The following is a 16,024-nucleotide window of genomic DNA, read 5'->3' as shown; positions in this document are numbered from 1 at the left end:
GAGCCGGGCCGCGCCCTTTCATTCTAGCGGAATGCATCTTTCAATGCCCCATGAAGTCATTCCACTTCGGCAGCAGCACGATGCTGTTCGGATTGAGCCCCTTGTTTTTCAAGGTATCGACACTACCCGCCACCACCTCCTTTTTCATGTCGATGACGGTGATGCTGCCATCGCTCATGCCCGGCAGGTTGAGCAGCGCGTTCTGCACGAAGGCATAGCGGCCATCCCTGGTGAACGCCACGTGGTGCGCGCCTTCGGCGGCAGGGATCGATTTCAATAGCCGGGGCTTGCCGATGCCGCCCGTCAGGTCGAAGATATGCAGGTGGCCCGGCTTGGCCGTCGTCACGTACAGCCGCGTCGCGCCCTTGTTGAAATACAGCTCCAGCGGCACGCCCGCCTTTTGTTCGGCAAAGTCATGCACCTGGGCCGTGTCGAAATCTTTGGTTGTCGGATTCCACGTGGCGGTCCACACGGTGCCGCCGTACATATTGGCGACGTAGGCGACAGGCAGTTTGCTGCCCGGGACGAACAGCACTTCCACCGGCGCTTCGCCAGACGGCGACGGCTTTTTCGACAGCTTGTGCGTGCCCAGCACCTTGCCCGTGCTAGTTTCCACCACGCTGATTACCTCACCCGCGTCGCCCAGGTCCGTGGGGCGGATAGTGCTCGTCAGCAGAGTGCGGTCGATGCCATCGTGGACGGCCAGGCCATGCGGATATGGTGCCGGCAGCCTGACGGTGCGCCCCGGCTTGTCATGCACGGCGTCGCCTTCCAGCATGGCCTGCGATCCCATGCAGCTCAGATACCAGCGCTTGTGGTCATCCGAAAAGACGATGTCCTCGCCCACCTGGCAAGTCGGCACCTCGATCACCTTGATGGGAAAGTCCTTGTGGCGCATGTCCATCACGCGCAGCTGCGTCTTGCCCAGCGCCGTGATGTAAGCCTTGCTCATGTCGTGGTTGTAGAAGATATGGTGCGCCACCAGGTCCGGCGGCAGGGCGATGTCGCGCACGATCTTGCCGAAGTTTTTCGACTCGGGATCGACATCGATGATGGCGATACCCTCCTTACGCGACGGCGGCGCGACAGGGCTTTTCAGCGACTTCAATGACTCGGGCGCCTTGCTCTCGTAATTGACCATGGCCAGGATTTCGGCCGACGCAGGCAACACCGCCAGGCATGTCACGGCCAGTGCAAACATCGCTTTTTTCATCATCTCCCCCGCCTTTTCCAAGTGTCGTCGGATCCGCGCCGATCATTCTACGGCCGCACTTTTTCAAACTGGTGTTTTTTTTCAGATGGCCAATGCTGGAAATCTTTCCTAAAATTTAAGCATGAAAAAATACTCATTCCGCCCTCCGCTTGCCAGCCTGGGCCTGGCCATTTTCCTGCTATGCATATCGGCGCAAAGCCAGTCGCAGAGCGACTCCGCGGCAAAACCGCAACAACAGGAACAGCATGTGGCGCTGGCCATCGCGCAGCGCAAAATCGCCGCGAAGCCACCGACGATACGGGTCCGGCAGGACGCCCGGATCACCGTGGATTGGAGTACCGACGAAATAGTCAGTATCCACTTGCATGGCTACGATCAGCTGCTGGAAGTCAAGCCGGGCGAGACAAAAGCCATGCGCATCGACGCCACGGTGCCGGGACGCTTCCCTGTTTCCGCGCACGGCTATGGCGCGCAAACGGAGGGCAAGAAGGGCAAGCAGCACAAGCATCACCGCGAGGCGCCCCTGATGTACCTGGAAGTGCTGCCGCGATGATGCGGCGCGCCATCGCTTTCGTCCTGCTGGCCGCGCCAGGCATCGCCCATGCGCACGGCTTTGGCCAGCGCTACGACCTGCCCTTGCCGCTCTGGCTATATTTGCTGGGCGCGGGACTGACGGTGGCGCTGTCGTTTGCCTTCCTGGCACTGTGGCGCCGGGATGGCACAGCGACCTGCCAGGGCGACTATCCGCGCCTCGTCCTGCGGCAGGTTCCTGGCGCACGCGCCATCGCTTTCGCACTGCGCCTGCTGGTGCTGGCGTTGTATATTCTGGTGATCGTGGCGGGACTGGTGGGCGTGCAAAACCCCGTGAAAAATATCGCGCCCGCCATGGTGTGGGCCATCTGGTGGGTCGGCATGGCCTACGTGTCGGCGCTGCTGGGCGACTTGTGGGCGCTGGTCAATCCGCTCGACAGCGTGGCGCGCGCGGCGCAGCAACTGTTCCCCCGCTGGCGCGCACCGCTGGCGTGGCCGCGCTGGCTCGATAGCTGGCCGGCGGCGGCCCTGTTCTTCGGCTTTATCTGGATGGAGCTGAACTGGGAAGGCAGCGAGCAGCCGGCCAGCCTGGCCTGGACCATGCTGCTGTATTCTGCCTGCACGTGGGCAGGCATGGCGCTGTTCGGCCGCGCCGCCTGGCTGCGCCATGCGGAAGTTTTCAACGTCGTCTTCGGTCTGCTGGCCCGCTTCGCGCCCGTGACATTCCGCGACGGCGCCTGCTACGTGCGCCCGTATGCGGCGGGCTTGCTGACGGTGGAACCCGTGCGTCCCGCCTGCCTGGTGCTGGTGATCCTCATGCTGGCCTCCGTCAGCTTCGACGGCATGATGGAAACGCAAACGTGGTACGACATCGTCGACGCCGTCCTCGTCGTGGCGCCTGGTGCGCTAGCATGGATCACCACGGCCGCCCTGCTGCTGATGCCGGCCCTGTTCCTGCTGGTGTTCCTGCTGTTTTGCGCGCTGATCGCCCGCTGCGGCGCCAGCGATGGCCAGCCGGCCATACCCTTGCTGCGCGTGGCCGGCCACTTCGTGCTGACCCTGGTGCCGATCGCCATCGCCTACCATTTCGCCCACTACCTGTCTTTCCTGGCGATGGCGGGCCAGTACCTGATTCCGCTGGCGTCGGACCCGCTGGGCCTGGACTGGGACCTGTTCGACACGAAGCTGTACTTCATCCGCCTTGGCATCGTTGACGCCAAGGTGGTGTGGTACGTATCGCTGTTCGCCATCGTCGCAGGCCACGTGGCGGCCGTCTGGCTGGCTCATGTCTGCGCGCTGCGCCTGTACGCCAGTCGCCGCGCGGCCCTGCGCAGCCAGTATCCGATGCTGGCCCTGATGATCGCCTACACTTTGCTCAGTCTCTGGATCATCGCGCAGCCCATCGTCGGCGGCTAGCCCGTGCCAGGAACAGCTCCAGCAGCAACAGCATGCCGCCGGAAACGAGCAGCAGCGGCATCAGCGCGCACATGGCGGCTGCCGCCAGCCAAGCCAGCGCGGAAGGCGACGTCCAGGCGCCCGGCAGCAGCTTGGGTAAACCCAGCGAGCCAGGCAAGCGCCGTTTGAAAAACATCACCCAGCCCGACACCAGCGAGAACAGCACGCTGGCGCCGAACAGCAGCAGCACGGCCTGGTTCCACCAGCCGAATTCGCCGCGATGAAACGGGATGCCGATGGCCGTCGCCTTGCCGAACGCCGTCTGCGCCTCCCACCCCGCATAATACAAAGGCTTGCCACTGTAGGCGTCGAATTGCAGGTCGAAGCGCAAGGTGGGCTGACTGCGGTCGGCCATGGTGGCGCGCCACACATCGTCCTGGCTGGCCGGCGCCGTCAGCTGCACGGCGATGGCGGGCGCATGGCTGCGCGCCACCTGCCACGCATCCTGCCAGTCGAGCGGGGCGCCCTCCTCGTTTGAGTGCAGGCCGCGCGGCACGGGCGGCGGCGCCTGGCCGCTGATGTCGCGCAGCGCGCGGATGCGCCCGCCCGCCTGCTGGCTCCACGTCAGCCCCGTCGTCAGAATGACGACACTGACGATGCCGAGCGCCACGCCGAGAAAAGCATGCCACTGGCGCCAGCCATTGCGCCCGCGCGCGCCCCGCTTCGGCAAGCCCGCTTGCGCGCTGCGCGGCCACCACAGGATCACGCCCGTTACCAGCATCACCATCAGCCAACTGGCAGCCAGCTCGATCATCCAGCGCCAGCCATCGTTTTGCAGCAGGCGCGAATGCAGCTTTTTCGCCCAGTTGCCGAAGCGCTCACTACTGGCCAGGCTACCCAGCACGCGCGCGTCATAGGGGTTCACATATACGACGACGGCTTGCGCGGGCAGGCCGAACTTCGGCCTGGCGGGCGTGGCCGGCGCGGCATGTCCGCCATGGCCCGCATGTTCATCCTGCGCGCCGCCGGGCGGCGCGAACGCCACCCGCACCGCGTCATCCTGCTGAAACGGCGGCACCACGTGCTGCACCGCCCAGCCACGCGGCGCCGCCCGTTCGGCAGCCGCCACCGCGGCATCCAGCGGCAGCATGGACGCTTGCGGTGTCACGTGATCGAGATGCTGGTACAGCCTTGCCTCGATCTGCGGGGTGAATACATACAAAATGCCCGTCAGGGTGGCCACCAGGGCAAACGGCGATGCGATCAGCGCGGCCCAGAAGTGGATGCGCCAGTACAGGCTTTTGCGCCGTGCGATGAGAAAAGTTGCGTCGTCCATGGCCATCCTCACAGTGCGTTGAAGGTATAGGCCAGGCCGAGCATCACGCTGCGCGGCGCGCCGGGCGTGTACTGATTCTGGGTATTGGCCGCGTAGCTGCCCGCGCCCGAATAGCTGCTGCTGGCCGAATCCGCATAGCGCTTGTCCATCAGGTTGCGCACCTGCGCCCACGCTTCCAGCCCGCGCGCGAGCTGGTAACTGGCGCGCAGGTTCAGCAAGGCGTGCCCCTTGTACTCCACCGTGTTGGCATTGTTCATCCAATAGCGGCCCTGATGCACGGCTTCGAGCGCGATACGCGCGCCGGCCACGGGCTTGTAGCCGATCTCGATCGAGGTGATGTCGCGCGGCGCCTGCGGCATGGTGCGGCCGCTGTAATCGAGAGTGGAAGACACCTGGTAGCGCAGGTAGCGGTGACGCGCGATGGCCGTGGCGAAGCGCGCGTCGAAGGGGCCGCTGCCGTAGTTCAGGCCCAGCTCCAAGCCTTCGCTACGCGTGCGCCCCGCATTGCGATTTTCGCTGTTGCCCGGCGAAAGCGTGTAGCTGACGATGGTGTCACGTCCGTCGAGCCGGTACAGCGCCATATCGAGTTTCAAACGGCCCTGCAAAAAGGCCCAGCGCAAGCCCAGCTCATAGTTATTGTAGACGGACGGCTGCAAGTCGGCGATGCCCGTCTTGCCATACAGCTGGCTCACCTCGGGCGGCGTGAAGCCCTGGCTGACGTTTGCATACGCGCTGCCCGCATGGCCGAGGGCGTAGGTGGCGCCCAGCTTCGGGCTCACGTGCGAAAAGCTGCGCGACTCGTCTGGCGCGCCGTAATTGACGCTGCCGCCGGGCGCCAGCTTGTTATGGTAATCGTAGCGTATGGCGTCCGAACGGCCGCCCAGCACCACGCGCGTGCCCGCCAGCGGAGAAAATTCCCATTGCGCGAAGACGGCCGTGTTGAGGATATTCGTCTGGTAGTCGCGCACGCCCTGCGGATTGGATGCATTGGCCACGGTGTAGCGCAGGTAGCGGCCCGTGGCGGCATCGCGCAAGATGGACAGGTTGTCGCTGACAAAGGGATTGTCGCTCTTGTCCACATACACGCCGGCGATCAGGCGCGAACGCAGCCAGGCGAATTCCTGCTGGTGCTTCACGTCCAGGCCCAGCGAATCGACGTGGTTGTTGTTGATGACACCCTTGCACAGCATACCCGCGCAGCTGCCGATGGAATACGCGGGAATCTGTCCATGGTCATTCTTGCGCGTAAACACGGTGACGGTGCTCGTGCCATTGGCCGTCGTCGCGCCCTCCCACGCCAGATTCATGCGCGTGGTCTTGTCCTTGCGGTAGGTAAACGTGTTCAGGCTCTTGCCCGGGTCATTGCGGTAGTCGTTCTCGAACAAGCTGCCCGTCATCGCCGCATCGAGATCCGTGTGGACGATGGTGGCGCGCAGCTGCGAGGTGGGGCTGAGCGCATAATCGGCGCGCAGCGAGAACGAATCCTTGTCGCCATAGCTGTACTCTTGCCAGTTGTCGCGCGAACGGCGCGAACTGTAATGGGAAAAGCGCAGTCCCAGCGGCCCCCACGTATCGCTGGCGGAAGTGTCGTAGCGGGTGTAGCCGGCCACGTTGTCGCGCCGCACGCCAACCTTGGCCGTGGGTGTCGCGCTGGCGCCGGCTGTCAGGAAATTGACGGCGCCGCCGACGGCATTGCTGCCGTACAGCGAGGAAGCGGCACCCTTCACCACTTCCACGCCGCTGGCACCCGCCATGTTCATCTCGTTGAGCGAATTGTGGTTGAAGACGCCCAGCGGGCGGATGGGAATGCCGTCTTCCAGGTACTGGTAGACGGCATTCGTGCCGATGGGCTGGCGGATGCTCATGCTGTGCTGCTCGTTTCCCAGGTCATTCCAGTACACGCCGGCGATGCGGTTGAGGATATCGCCCATGGTCTTGGGCTTGTCGCGTTCCAGGGTTGCGGCATTGACGACGCCGATGGCCTGCGGCGTCTCGGACAGCCACGCTTGTGCGCGCGAACCGGAAACGACGACGGTGTCGATGGCGTGGTCAAGTTGCTGCGCCCGCGCGCAGGGGTAAGCCACGGTGATGGCGACGGCCAGCACCAATAATTTCTTGTTCATGTGATTCTCGTTTAAGTGTGCGGATGCGGCGCGTCACACCACAAGGCGGACAGCGCCAACATTGAAAATGCAAAAAGACTTAAACGAGGGTGGGCGGTGCGCGCGACTGCGCGATGGACCAGATGAACAGTGGCGATGGGGACTGATAGTACAGGGCCGGGAAAATGGCCGTGCCGCTGGCCACGAGCAGCGGCAGCACGGGGCTGGCGGGCGGCAGGCCGACGGAACCCGCATGCGTGGAACAGAAGGCGCAATGCTCCATCTGCATGGCCTTGCCGCCGGATTTCTCGTCGGCGGCACCGTCATCGGTCTGCACAAGCTGGACAAAACGGATACCGGCCACCGAGCAGATTTCCGCCCAGCCGGAGCCGGATTCCTGCTTGGCGTTGGCGACGGCCTGGGAAATCGATGGCGCGAGCGCCGCCAGCAGGATCGCGAAACAGGCGATCCATGCGGCAAAGCGGCGCGTGAACAAGGTCATTCCCATGGCCGCATTTTACCAGCGGCCGCCGGGACTGGGTAGCGGAAAGCGGCTCAGGCGGCCGGGCAGGCGGCGTTGCCGTTGTCAAAAGCGCGCACGACGCTCGCCGTATCGGCGGCGATGCGGGCGACGGCGCGGCGGTGGCCCAGCACCAGTTCATCGTAGCCGGCGCCCACCCTCTCATTGGCTATCGTGCGGCAAGTCACCACCTTGCTGCTGGCCAGCTGGCGCACGCTCCACACGGCGTCGATCAGCGCATATTGGCCCATCACGGACTCGAAACGCTGCACATTGGTGCTGATGCGGTACACGGGCAAGTTGTCCGGATGCGGCGTGCGGAACACGTCGATGGCGCCCAGGTCGTTCGTCACGGCCGTCGACAGCGCCTGGCCGATCTCGCCGGCCAGCGGCCCCGCCCAGCGCTGCTGCTCCAGCAATTCGATGCGCCCCGATGGCGCCGTCACGACAAACTGGTTACGGCTCACCTGCTGCGGCACGCTGACGGCCAGCACTTCGACATAGTATTTGACGGGCTTGGCCGGCTGCGCGTCGGCGCCGCCGCTGAGCGTATAGAAATGCTCGGGCTGTGGCGTGGAACAGGCACCCAGCAGGATGGCTGTCATCAAAAGCGCAAGAATTGGCTGCTTCATTTTTTCTCATCTCCTTTTTTACCGCGGATCAGGGACTCGGGGTGGCGTTCCAGGTAATCCGACAGGGCATTGAGCGATTGCAGGGTTTGCGTCAGCTGCTGCAAGGCCTGGCGCACGTCCGACTGCAGCGGCGAATCCTTTTGCAGCACCTGTTCGGCCGTGCCGAAGGTCTGTTTCGCCGCCGTCAAGGTATCGCGCATTTCCGGCACCACCTGACCATCGAGCTGCTTGAACAGGGTATTGGCCTGCTTGATGGTGGCGTTCAGGTTATTGCCGATCTCCGCATACGGTACCTGATCGAGCTTGCGGGCGATGCTGGCGATCTGCGTCTGCAATTCGTCGAGCGTGTTCGGCACGGTCGGCACTTCCAGCGGATACTTGTTCGCGTCGAGCACCACCTTCGGCGCTTTCGGGAAGAAGTCCAGCGCGATGTACAGCTGGCTGGTCAGCAGGTTGCCCGTGCGTAGCTGGGCGCGCAAGCCACGGCTGACCATGCGTTCGAGCAGCTGGTGGCCGGCCGAGCCTTCCTCATCGTCGACAGCGGCCTTGAAGCGCATGCCCAGGCGGGCGGGGTACAAATTGACGGTGACGGGCATGCGGAAGTTCTTCTTCACGGGATCGAACTCGATGCCGACCGAACGCACTTCGCCCAGCACGATGCCGCGGAAGTCCACCGTGGCGCCAGGCTGCAAGCCGCGCAGGGACTGGTCGAAATAGAACACGGTAGTAATGGCTTCGCCATCGGGTTCGCGCATGGCGCTGGCTTCGTCGGCCGCCAAGCGGAAATTGGTATTGGCCGGTGCCGGTTCTTCCGGCTTACGGCCATTTTCCGCCTCGAAGGCGATGCCGCCCACCAGCATGGCCGCCAGGGACTGGGTGTTCAGCTTGAAGCCGTTGGAATCGAGGCGCACATCGACGCCGCTGGCATGCCACCAGCGCGCGTTCTTGCCGACGAACTGGTCGTACGGCGCGTTCACGAAGACGGACATGGTGATGCCGTTGCCATCCTTGTCCAGCGCAAAGCTGACCACCTTGCCCACCCGCAGGCGGTGGAAGAACAGGGGCGAACCGACATCGACGGATCCCAGGCTGTCCGCATGCAGGGTGTACAGCTTGCCCTTCTGGTCACCGGCCACGGCGGGCGGACTCTCCATGCCGATGAAATTCTCCTTTTTGGCTTCCGACTTGCCCGTGTCGACGCCGATGTAGGCGCCCGACAGCAAGGTGCCCAGCCCCGTCACGCCGCTGGCGCCGATCTGCGGGCGCACCACCCAGAAACGCGAATCGGCGGTAGCGAAGCGGCGCGCTTCCTTGCTCATGTCGATCGTCACCAGCACCTTGCTCAAGTCCTCGCCCAGGGTGATGGCGCGCACCTGGCCGATATCGACATCCTTGTATTTGACCTTGGTCTTGCCAGGCTCGAGTCCTTCGGCGCTCTTGAAGCTGACCGTCACCGTGGGCCCCTGGTCGAGGATGGACTTGGCGGCCAGGCCGGCGCCGATCAGTGCGGCCAGCAGCGGGATGAGCCATACCAGCGACGGCAGCCAGCGGCTGCCCTGTTCCACATCAGGCTCGGGCAATGGACGGCCACCCGCTTCGGCAAGGTCGCCTGCTTCTTTGTCAGACATGCTGTTCTCCAATCACTGTATTGTTTCCGGTATTTGTCACCACCACGGGTTCTTCCTCGCCGGGCACCTGCCCGTCGATGGGGTCCCAGATCAGGCGCGGGTCGAACTGCATCGCCGCCAGCATGGTCAGCACCACCACGGCGCCAAAGGCCAGCGCGCCGGGGCCGGCCGTGATCACGGCCAGCGACTTGAAGCGCACCAGCGCCACCGTCAGGGTGACGACAAAGATATCGAGCATGGACCAGCGGCCGATGAATTCGACCATGCGGTACAGGATGGTGCGCTGGCGCGGCCGCCAGCGCGAACGCCGCTGCGCGGTGAACGCCAGCAGCGCCAGCACGCCCAGCTTCAGCATGGGCACGACCACGCTGGCGATGAAAATGATGATGGCCAGGCCCTTCGAGCCGCTGGTCCAGAACAGCACCACGCCGCTCATGATGGTGTCGTCCTGCGCGCCGAACAGCGATTGCGTCACCATCACGGGCAATAGGTTGGCGGGAATGTAGAGGATCATGGCGGCGATCAGCAAGGCCCAGGTGCGGTTGATGCTGTCCGGTTTGCGTACGTGCAGGGCCGTGCCGCAGCGCGCGCAAGCCAGGTGCCTGCCCTTGCCCAGCGGCGGCGCCACCAGGCCGCAGGCATGGCAAGGCAGCACTTTCTCGCCCGGCGCGAAGGCCTTGTAGCGGATGCCCGGCAGCGCTTGCCGGGTCAGGTCGTCGCCCAGGTTCCACAGGGCCTTGGGGTCAAACGAGACGACGATGGCCAGCATCAGGGTCAGCGCGCCAAACGCGAACAGCCCCGGTTGCGGCAGCACCGTGGCCAGGCTGGTCATCTTGACGACGGTGATCAGGATGCCGATCATCAGCACCTCCGTCATGCCCCATTCGCGCGCCGTCTGCACGGCGCGCAGCACGCGGTTAAAGCCGGGCACCTTGACGCCGCCGCGCAAGCCCAGCGCCACGTACAGCAGGGAACCGAGTTCGATTGCGGGAAAGAGGATGGTAAACAGGAAGACCATCGTCGCCACGATGTGCATCTGCTCGGACCACAGCACGCGGATGGAACCGAGCAAGGTAGCGCTGGAAGTGAGGCCATTGACGTCGAGTTCGACGATAGGGAAAAACTGGGCGATCAGGAAGACAAAAGCGGCGCCCAGCGTGAGCGCCACCACCTTGGTCAATTCGGCCGATGCACCCCGCGCGTGGGCGCCGCGATACAGCACCGAGCGGCAACGGATACAGCGCGCCTTTTCGCGGGGACGCAGCGGACGTTTGCGGTACAGCACGCCGCAGTCATGACAACTAATCAGGTCGTATCGGTGCACAGTGTGAAGTTTGCCGGCGCCCGAAGCGCGACTATCCCATGTCAATGCCAGCCATCATGACAGAGTTGGCATTTTTCTGCACTACGACATTATTCTTTTCCACGCCCCCGCAGCAGCACCTCCACGGCGCGGCCGATCTGCAGCACTTGATCGTCAGCGCCCGCCAGGCCGCAAATGCCCAGCCCCACGGGCAACTCGCCGTCGGCGTGGCAAGGCAGCGACAGCGCGCAGCCGTCGAGGAAGTTGATCACGCTGGCGTTGCGCAGCACCAGGCCATTCGTGGCAAAGAAGGTGGCGTCATCCGCTTCCAGCGGCGCGGCTTCCGGCGCCAGTATGGCCACGCTGGGCATCAGCCAGGCGTCGAACGGCGCCAGGCGCCGCCGGGCAACACCGATCAGACGCGCGCGCGCATCGAGCAAATCGATGTAGTCGGCGGCACCCTGCTGCTGGCCGCGCCGGATGCGCGCCGCCACGCGCTGGTCGTATTGCGCGCCCTTCTCTTCAAGTAACACCCTGTGCCAGTGCCAGGCTTCCGCCGCCACCAGTCCGCCGCCGCCATTGATACCCGGCAGTTCCAGCAATTCAGGGAAATCGAACTGTTCCACCTGGGCGCCAGCTTGCCGCAGCTTGTCCAGGGCAGCCTCGAAAGCCTGCTGCACCTGCGGCGCCACATGCGTACCGACGTAATCCAGGGTAAAGCCAAAGCGCAAGCCTTTCAGTGCTGGCGCCTGCGCGCCGATGTCATGGCCCGACAGCGCTGCGTACAAAATGGCGCAGCAATCGACACTGTGCGCGATGGGTCCGGCCGAATCGAGGGAGCGCGACAGCGGCACCGTGCCGGCCAGCGACACGGAGGCCGCCGTCGGCTTGAAACCGGTCAAGCCGCAAAAGGCGGACGGGATGCGGATCGAGCCGCCCGTGTCCGTGCCCAGCGCTCCCGCAGCCATCCCCAGCGCCACCGTCACGGCGCCGCCCGAGGTGGAGCCGCCCGCCACGCGCGCGCGGTCGTGCGGATGGCGCGGCGTGCCGTAATGGGGATTGAGGCCCAAGCCGGAGAATGCGAATTCGCTCATGTTGGTGCGGCCCAGCAGGATGGCGCCGGCAGCGCGCAGGCGCGCCACGGCACCGGCATCCACAACGGCGGGCGGGGCGTCAGCCAGCGCCAGCGAGGCGGCGCTGCTGACCTGTCCCCTGACGTCGAACAGGTCCTTGATGGACAGGGGAACACCCGCCAGCGGCGAAGGCACCCAGCCGGCCGCGCGCGCCGCATCGCTGGCGCGCGCTTCCATCAGCGCCTGTTCCCCATCGAGGCTGACATAGGCATAGCCGCCCTGCGCCCGGTGCGCCTCGGCGCGCGCCAGCATGCGCTGCGTCAATTCCACGCTGGTGATGCGGCCGGCGGCCAGGTCGGCGGCCAGGTCACGGATGGTCTTGGTCATTGTATTTATCCTTCCACGGGCAGGGTTTGCACGGCATAGCGGTGCTGCAGGCGGCGCTGCAAGGCTGGATCATACAGCTCCAGTTCGAAAGCATCGCCGTGACCCATCTCGCCGATGATCGGTTGCGTGCCGCAGAACATGGCGCTGCCCACGGGCAGGCTGGCCTGCCCCGTGTAGCGCAGGATCAGGTCTTCCGGCGACAGCATGCGCGTCACGGGTCCATCCTGGTACAGGGCCGGCACGCCGGCCCGTTCGCGCCAGGAGCGCATCTGCAGCTGGTCCCAGTGGCCCGCCACGTCGGCATAGCGCCACAAGGTGTCGCCCACGGGCTTGCCGCACATCTGCTTCGACACCGTCACGCCATAGCTTTCCACCTTGCGGTCCGTATGGTCGGAGCCGATCCCCACCAGCAGGCCGTATTCGGTGGAGAACAGCACGAATTCCGCCTCGCCCGACGAATCGCTGCCCGGCACTTCGATGGCGGCATCGCTGGACAGCAGCGCCGCCGCCACGCGGTAAAAGGTCGGCACGCTTTTCGGGCGCGCCACGCCGATGGCTTCCAGTTCGGCGATATGGTGCTCCACCATCGCCATGTCGCGGCCCGTCCAGCCGGCGATGATCAGGTTGTCGATGTCGAAGGTGACGGGGCCGTGGCCCGCCAGGTTGAAGGTATGGGTAGTCATGGTTTCTCTTTACTCCTCAAGGGGGCCGCGGCCCGTTTCTCTGGCCGCGAAGACGGCGGCACCGGTGATCAGCAGGGCCGCCGCTACATACAGCGAGACGGCCATGGTGCTGTTGTAGGAGCGGTACAGGCTGGCGATGACGAGCGGTGCAAAGCCGCCGCCGATGACGCCGGCCAGGGTATAGGCCAGCGAGGAACCCGCGTAGCGCACCTTGGTGGGGAATTGCTCGATGACGAAGGCCGCTTGCGGGCCGTACATGATGGCGTGGATGACCAGGCCTACGACGACGGCCGTGACGATGGCGGCCGGACTGGCCGTGTCGAGCAGGGTGAAGAAGGCGAACGCCCACACCAGGCCCAGGATGGCGCCCAGCGCATACACGGGTCGGCGGCCGATCTTGTCCGATAGCGCGCCAAATACGGGCACCGACAGCGCATTGCAGGCCGTGCCGATCATGATGGCGGTCAGCGCCAGGGTCGACGACAGGTGCAGCACCGTCGTCACGTACGTCAGGGTGAACACCACCACCAGCGCATACAGCACGTCCGAGCCGATGCGCACGCCGCCGGCGATCAGCAAACGGCGCCAGTAGAGGCGCAGCACGTCGCCGATCGGCGCTTCCGCCTTCGCATCCTTCTGGTCAAGTTCCTTGAACAGCGGCGTTTCCTCGATGCCGCTGCGTATCCACATGCCGAAGGCCACCAGCAGCAGGCTGGCGATGAACGGCATACGCCAGCCCCAGTCCATGAACGCTTCATGCGGCAGCAAATAGGTGATCAAACCGATGCAGCCAGTGGCCAGCAAGGTGCCGAACGATGGTCCCACCTGTGTCCACGAAGCGTTGCGGCCACGCTTGTCCGCTGCTCCGTGTTCGACGGAGATCAGCACGGCGCCTGCCCATTCGCCACCCAGCGCGATGCCCTGCACGAAGCGCAGTGCCACCAGCAGGACCGGGCTCCAGATGCCAGCCGTCGCATACGTGGGCAAGAGGCCCATCAAGCCCGTCGTCACGCCCATCAACATCAGGGTCACGACCAGCACCCAGCGGCGTCCCAGCTTATCGCCCAGATGACCGAAGATCACGCCGCCGATGGGGCGCGAGATATAGCCGACGGCATACGTGGAAAAGGCCAGGATGGTGCCCGTCAGCGGATCGAAAGAAGGGAAAAACAGATGGTTGAAGATCAGCGCGGCCATGGTGTTGTAGACGGTGAAGTCATACCATTCCAGGGTCGTGCCGACCATGCTGGCCGTGGCCAGGCGTCCCGTTTTTGGCTTGTCGCCCGGTGTCTGAGCCGCCGGATGCGCAGCGTTTGCCGTTGTATATGTGGTCATTGCCTACCTCTCTCGTCAGTTTTATTGCAGGTCTGGTGCAGGATGCTTTGCCCTGCGCCGTGGCCCGTGTCTCGTGTTATCAGTGCCGGCAAGATACGCGCGGCCGTGTCAGGCCGCGTGCAGGTCGGCCTCGCGCAACTGCCAGGACAACTGCAGGATGGCAGCCTGTTCGCCGTCGAGGCCCAGCGCCGCGCTGGCGGCATCGGCGGCCGCCACAGCAGCGCTTTCCGACGATGCGTCGATCAGGAAGATCGGGTCGAGCAAGCGGCCCTCCTTCTGCTCCGCCGGCAGAGGGCCGGACAGCTTGGCGTCGGGCGTCAGCAAGCGCGTGGCAATGACGCCATCGATCTGCAGCAATGTCGCCCCCAGCGCGGCCATGGCGGCCACGGCTTGCGCATCCTGGTCGATCGCCGGCGCGCCCAGACGCATCACGGCCAGCCAGGCGCCCGTACCCATGCCCGTTTCCGCCTCGATGGCGCAAACGCGGCGCATCGGGTCCACCATGCGCTGCAGATTCGCCACCGACCATGGCGTCTGCTGGCCGAAAGCCTTGAAGTAGTCGGGAGTCTGGAAGGCGTCGAGCGAGACGGTGCGGTACAGGCCCAGATATTTGCGGGAACCGCGCACGCTCTGGTAGCGCGTGCCGCTGACAAAACCGGGAATGCGCACGCGCTCTTCCACGTGTTCGCGGTCGTACCAGCGGTTGAAATCGCGTTCGTGTTCCGGGTCTGCGCTGGTCCAGACAAACAGGATGCCTGGCAAGGTAGGTGACGTCGTCATGATGGTTCCGTTCTGCGTTATGGGTGGTATGCCAGCCCAGAATAGGTGGCACGCCATCACTTGGCAAACGGGTTATTCTGAACGCGACTGATAAGTTTTTCTTATGGGTCGCGGTGACAACAGCAATTTAATTCTCACGTCCGCGCACCGGCGCCATACTCTTCGCCCAGCCCCAGGGTGAACCTGGCCGCCTCCTCGCATGCCAGCATGGCCACCAATTGAATCGCTTCCGTGGTGAGGTCTTCGCTGTAACTGATGACGATGCGCTGCGGCGCCAGGCTGCTGGTACAGGGAATCAGGGCGATGTGGCCCTGCTCGATTTCCTCGCGCAGGGGCGCCAACGGCAGCACGGCGATGCCGAAACCTGCTTTGACCAGCCGTACGATGGCGGAAATCGAGCTGACGCAATGTACCCTGCCCAGCTGCACGCCCTCGTCCTGGCACAGCGCTTTTAATGCGGAATGGGGCTGCGAGCCCCGGTTCATGGTGATGATCGGATGCTGCGCCAGTTGCGCCACCGTGAACGGCTTGCCCGTGTCGGGCCAGTCGGCGGCCCTGCCCGCCCAGCCCATAGCGATGGCGCCGCTGCCCGTGCTGCGGAGATGGTCGCCCGTCAGCATGTCCGTCTGCAGCGCGATATCGAGCTCGCCCTGCTGCAGCTGCTCGTGCAGGCGGCGCGTCGATTCCGACGTCAGTTGAATCTCGATGCCCGGATAGCGCTCCTGCACCCGCTGCAGGAACGGGATCAGCCAGGTATGCACGATGGTTTCGATGACGCCGATGCGCACTTCGCCCGTAATCAGCGCGGGCGAGGAATTGGCCGCATACATGTCGCGACACAGTTCCAGCATGCGTTCGGCGTACACGAGCAGGTTGCGTCCGGCGAAGGTCAGGCGGATTTCACGCGCGTCGCGGTCGAACAGACGCGTGCCGAAATCCTGCTCCAGCGAGGCGATGCGGTTCGAGATGGCCGCCTGCGTGATGTGCAGCTTGTCGGCCGCCGTGCGGAAGCTGCCCAGCCGCGCAGCCCAGACAAACGCTTCGAGAAAACGGGTATTCAATGGGGCTCTTCTTCACAGTTTGAATGTCCACCCCATTGTAAGCCA

Annotated in this window: 14 protein-coding genes; 2 read left to right on the top strand and 12 right to left on the bottom strand. The window is 64.6% G+C overall.

Annotation, left to right across the window (positions count from 1 at the left end):
• Positions 1-40: 40 nt before the first annotated feature.
• Positions 41-1,216: a hypothetical protein gene (locus O0881_RS23305; protein ID WP_289913286.1), complete on the bottom strand. Its 1,176-nt coding sequence runs from the start codon at positions 1,214-1,216 to the stop codon at positions 41-43.
• A gap of 118 nt (positions 1,217-1,334) precedes the next feature.
• Here O0881_RS23305 and O0881_RS23300 point away from each other — a divergent pair, with 118 nt between their 5' ends.
• A complete protein-coding gene (locus O0881_RS23300; protein WP_289913285.1) occupies positions 1,335-1,766 on the top strand; it encodes a hypothetical protein in 432 nt (143 codons plus the stop codon).
• On the top strand, positions 1,763-3,160 hold the full coding sequence (locus tag O0881_RS23295) for a hypothetical protein (RefSeq protein ID WP_289913284.1): 1,398 nt from the start codon (positions 1,763-1,765) through the stop codon (positions 3,158-3,160). Before O0881_RS23300 ends, O0881_RS23295 begins: the two co-directional genes overlap by 4 nt.
• On the opposite strand, the gene O0881_RS23290 is transcribed toward O0881_RS23295, so the two are convergent.
• The 11 genes from O0881_RS23290 to O0881_RS23240 all read right to left on the bottom strand — a co-directional run bounded on the left by O0881_RS23290 (position 3,132) and on the right by O0881_RS23240 (position 15,979).
• Positions 3,132-4,475: a PepSY-associated TM helix domain-containing protein gene (locus O0881_RS23290; protein WP_289913283.1), complete on the bottom strand. Its 1,344-nt coding sequence runs from the start codon at positions 4,473-4,475 to the stop codon at positions 3,132-3,134. The two genes, O0881_RS23295 and O0881_RS23290, sit on opposite strands and share 29 nt — an antisense overlap.
• Positions 4,476-4,483: 8 nt before the next feature.
• Positions 4,484-6,598, bottom strand: a complete 2,115-nt coding sequence (locus O0881_RS23285) for a TonB-dependent receptor (RefSeq protein WP_289913282.1) — start codon at positions 6,596-6,598, stop codon at positions 4,484-4,486.
• A 79-nt stretch (positions 6,599-6,677) separates the two neighbouring features.
• Positions 6,678-7,085 carry a DUF2946 domain-containing protein gene (locus tag O0881_RS23280; protein WP_289913281.1) on the bottom strand — a complete coding sequence of 136 codons (408 nt, stop codon included), beginning with the start codon at positions 7,083-7,085 and terminating at the stop codon, positions 6,678-6,680.
• Between the two features lie 47 nt (positions 7,086-7,132).
• Positions 7,133-7,702 carry a PqiC family protein gene (locus O0881_RS23275; protein WP_289906383.1) on the bottom strand — a complete coding sequence of 190 codons (570 nt, stop codon included), beginning with the start codon at positions 7,700-7,702 and terminating at the stop codon, positions 7,133-7,135.
• Between the two features lie 23 nt (positions 7,703-7,725).
• Positions 7,726-9,357 (bottom strand): MlaD family protein, encoded by a 1,632-nt coding sequence (locus tag O0881_RS23270; protein WP_289906384.1) that lies wholly within the window; start codon positions 9,355-9,357, stop codon positions 7,726-7,728.
• Positions 9,350-10,681, bottom strand: coding sequence for a paraquat-inducible protein A (locus O0881_RS23265; RefSeq protein ID WP_289913280.1), 1,332 nt, complete (start codon positions 10,679-10,681; stop codon positions 9,350-9,352). The genes O0881_RS23270 and O0881_RS23265 overlap by 8 nt, the downstream gene beginning before the upstream one ends.
• 89 nt (positions 10,682-10,770) lie before the next feature.
• Entirely contained in the window at positions 10,771-12,120 is a 1,350-nt protein-coding gene (locus O0881_RS23260; RefSeq protein ID WP_289913279.1) for an amidase, read from the bottom strand.
• A 5-nt stretch (positions 12,121-12,125) separates the two neighbouring features.
• Complete coding sequence (locus O0881_RS23255; RefSeq protein ID WP_289913278.1) at positions 12,126-12,803, bottom strand: DUF2848 domain-containing protein; 678 nt, start codon at positions 12,801-12,803, stop codon at positions 12,126-12,128.
• Positions 12,804-12,812: 9 nt separating this feature from the next.
• Positions 12,813-14,138, bottom strand: coding sequence for an MFS transporter (locus tag O0881_RS23250; RefSeq protein ID WP_289906388.1), 1,326 nt, complete (start codon positions 14,136-14,138; stop codon positions 12,813-12,815).
• A 108-nt stretch (positions 14,139-14,246) separates the two neighbouring features.
• Entirely contained in the window at positions 14,247-14,918 is a 672-nt protein-coding gene (locus O0881_RS23245) for a DUF4286 family protein (RefSeq protein ID WP_289906389.1), read from the bottom strand.
• Between the two features lie 134 nt (positions 14,919-15,052).
• Positions 15,053-15,979 (bottom strand): LysR family transcriptional regulator, encoded by a 927-nt coding sequence (locus O0881_RS23240; RefSeq protein ID WP_289899810.1) that lies wholly within the window; start codon positions 15,977-15,979, stop codon positions 15,053-15,055.
• Positions 15,980-16,024: the final 45 nt, after the last annotated feature.

Source organism: Janthinobacterium sp. SUN100 (assembly GCF_030397705.1).
GTDB classification, from domain to species: domain Bacteria; phylum Pseudomonadota; class Gammaproteobacteria; order Burkholderiales; family Burkholderiaceae_D; genus Janthinobacterium; species Janthinobacterium kumbetense.
The sequence above is the reverse complement of the archived record's forward strand: the minus strand, read 5'-3'. Positions and strand labels throughout refer to the sequence as shown.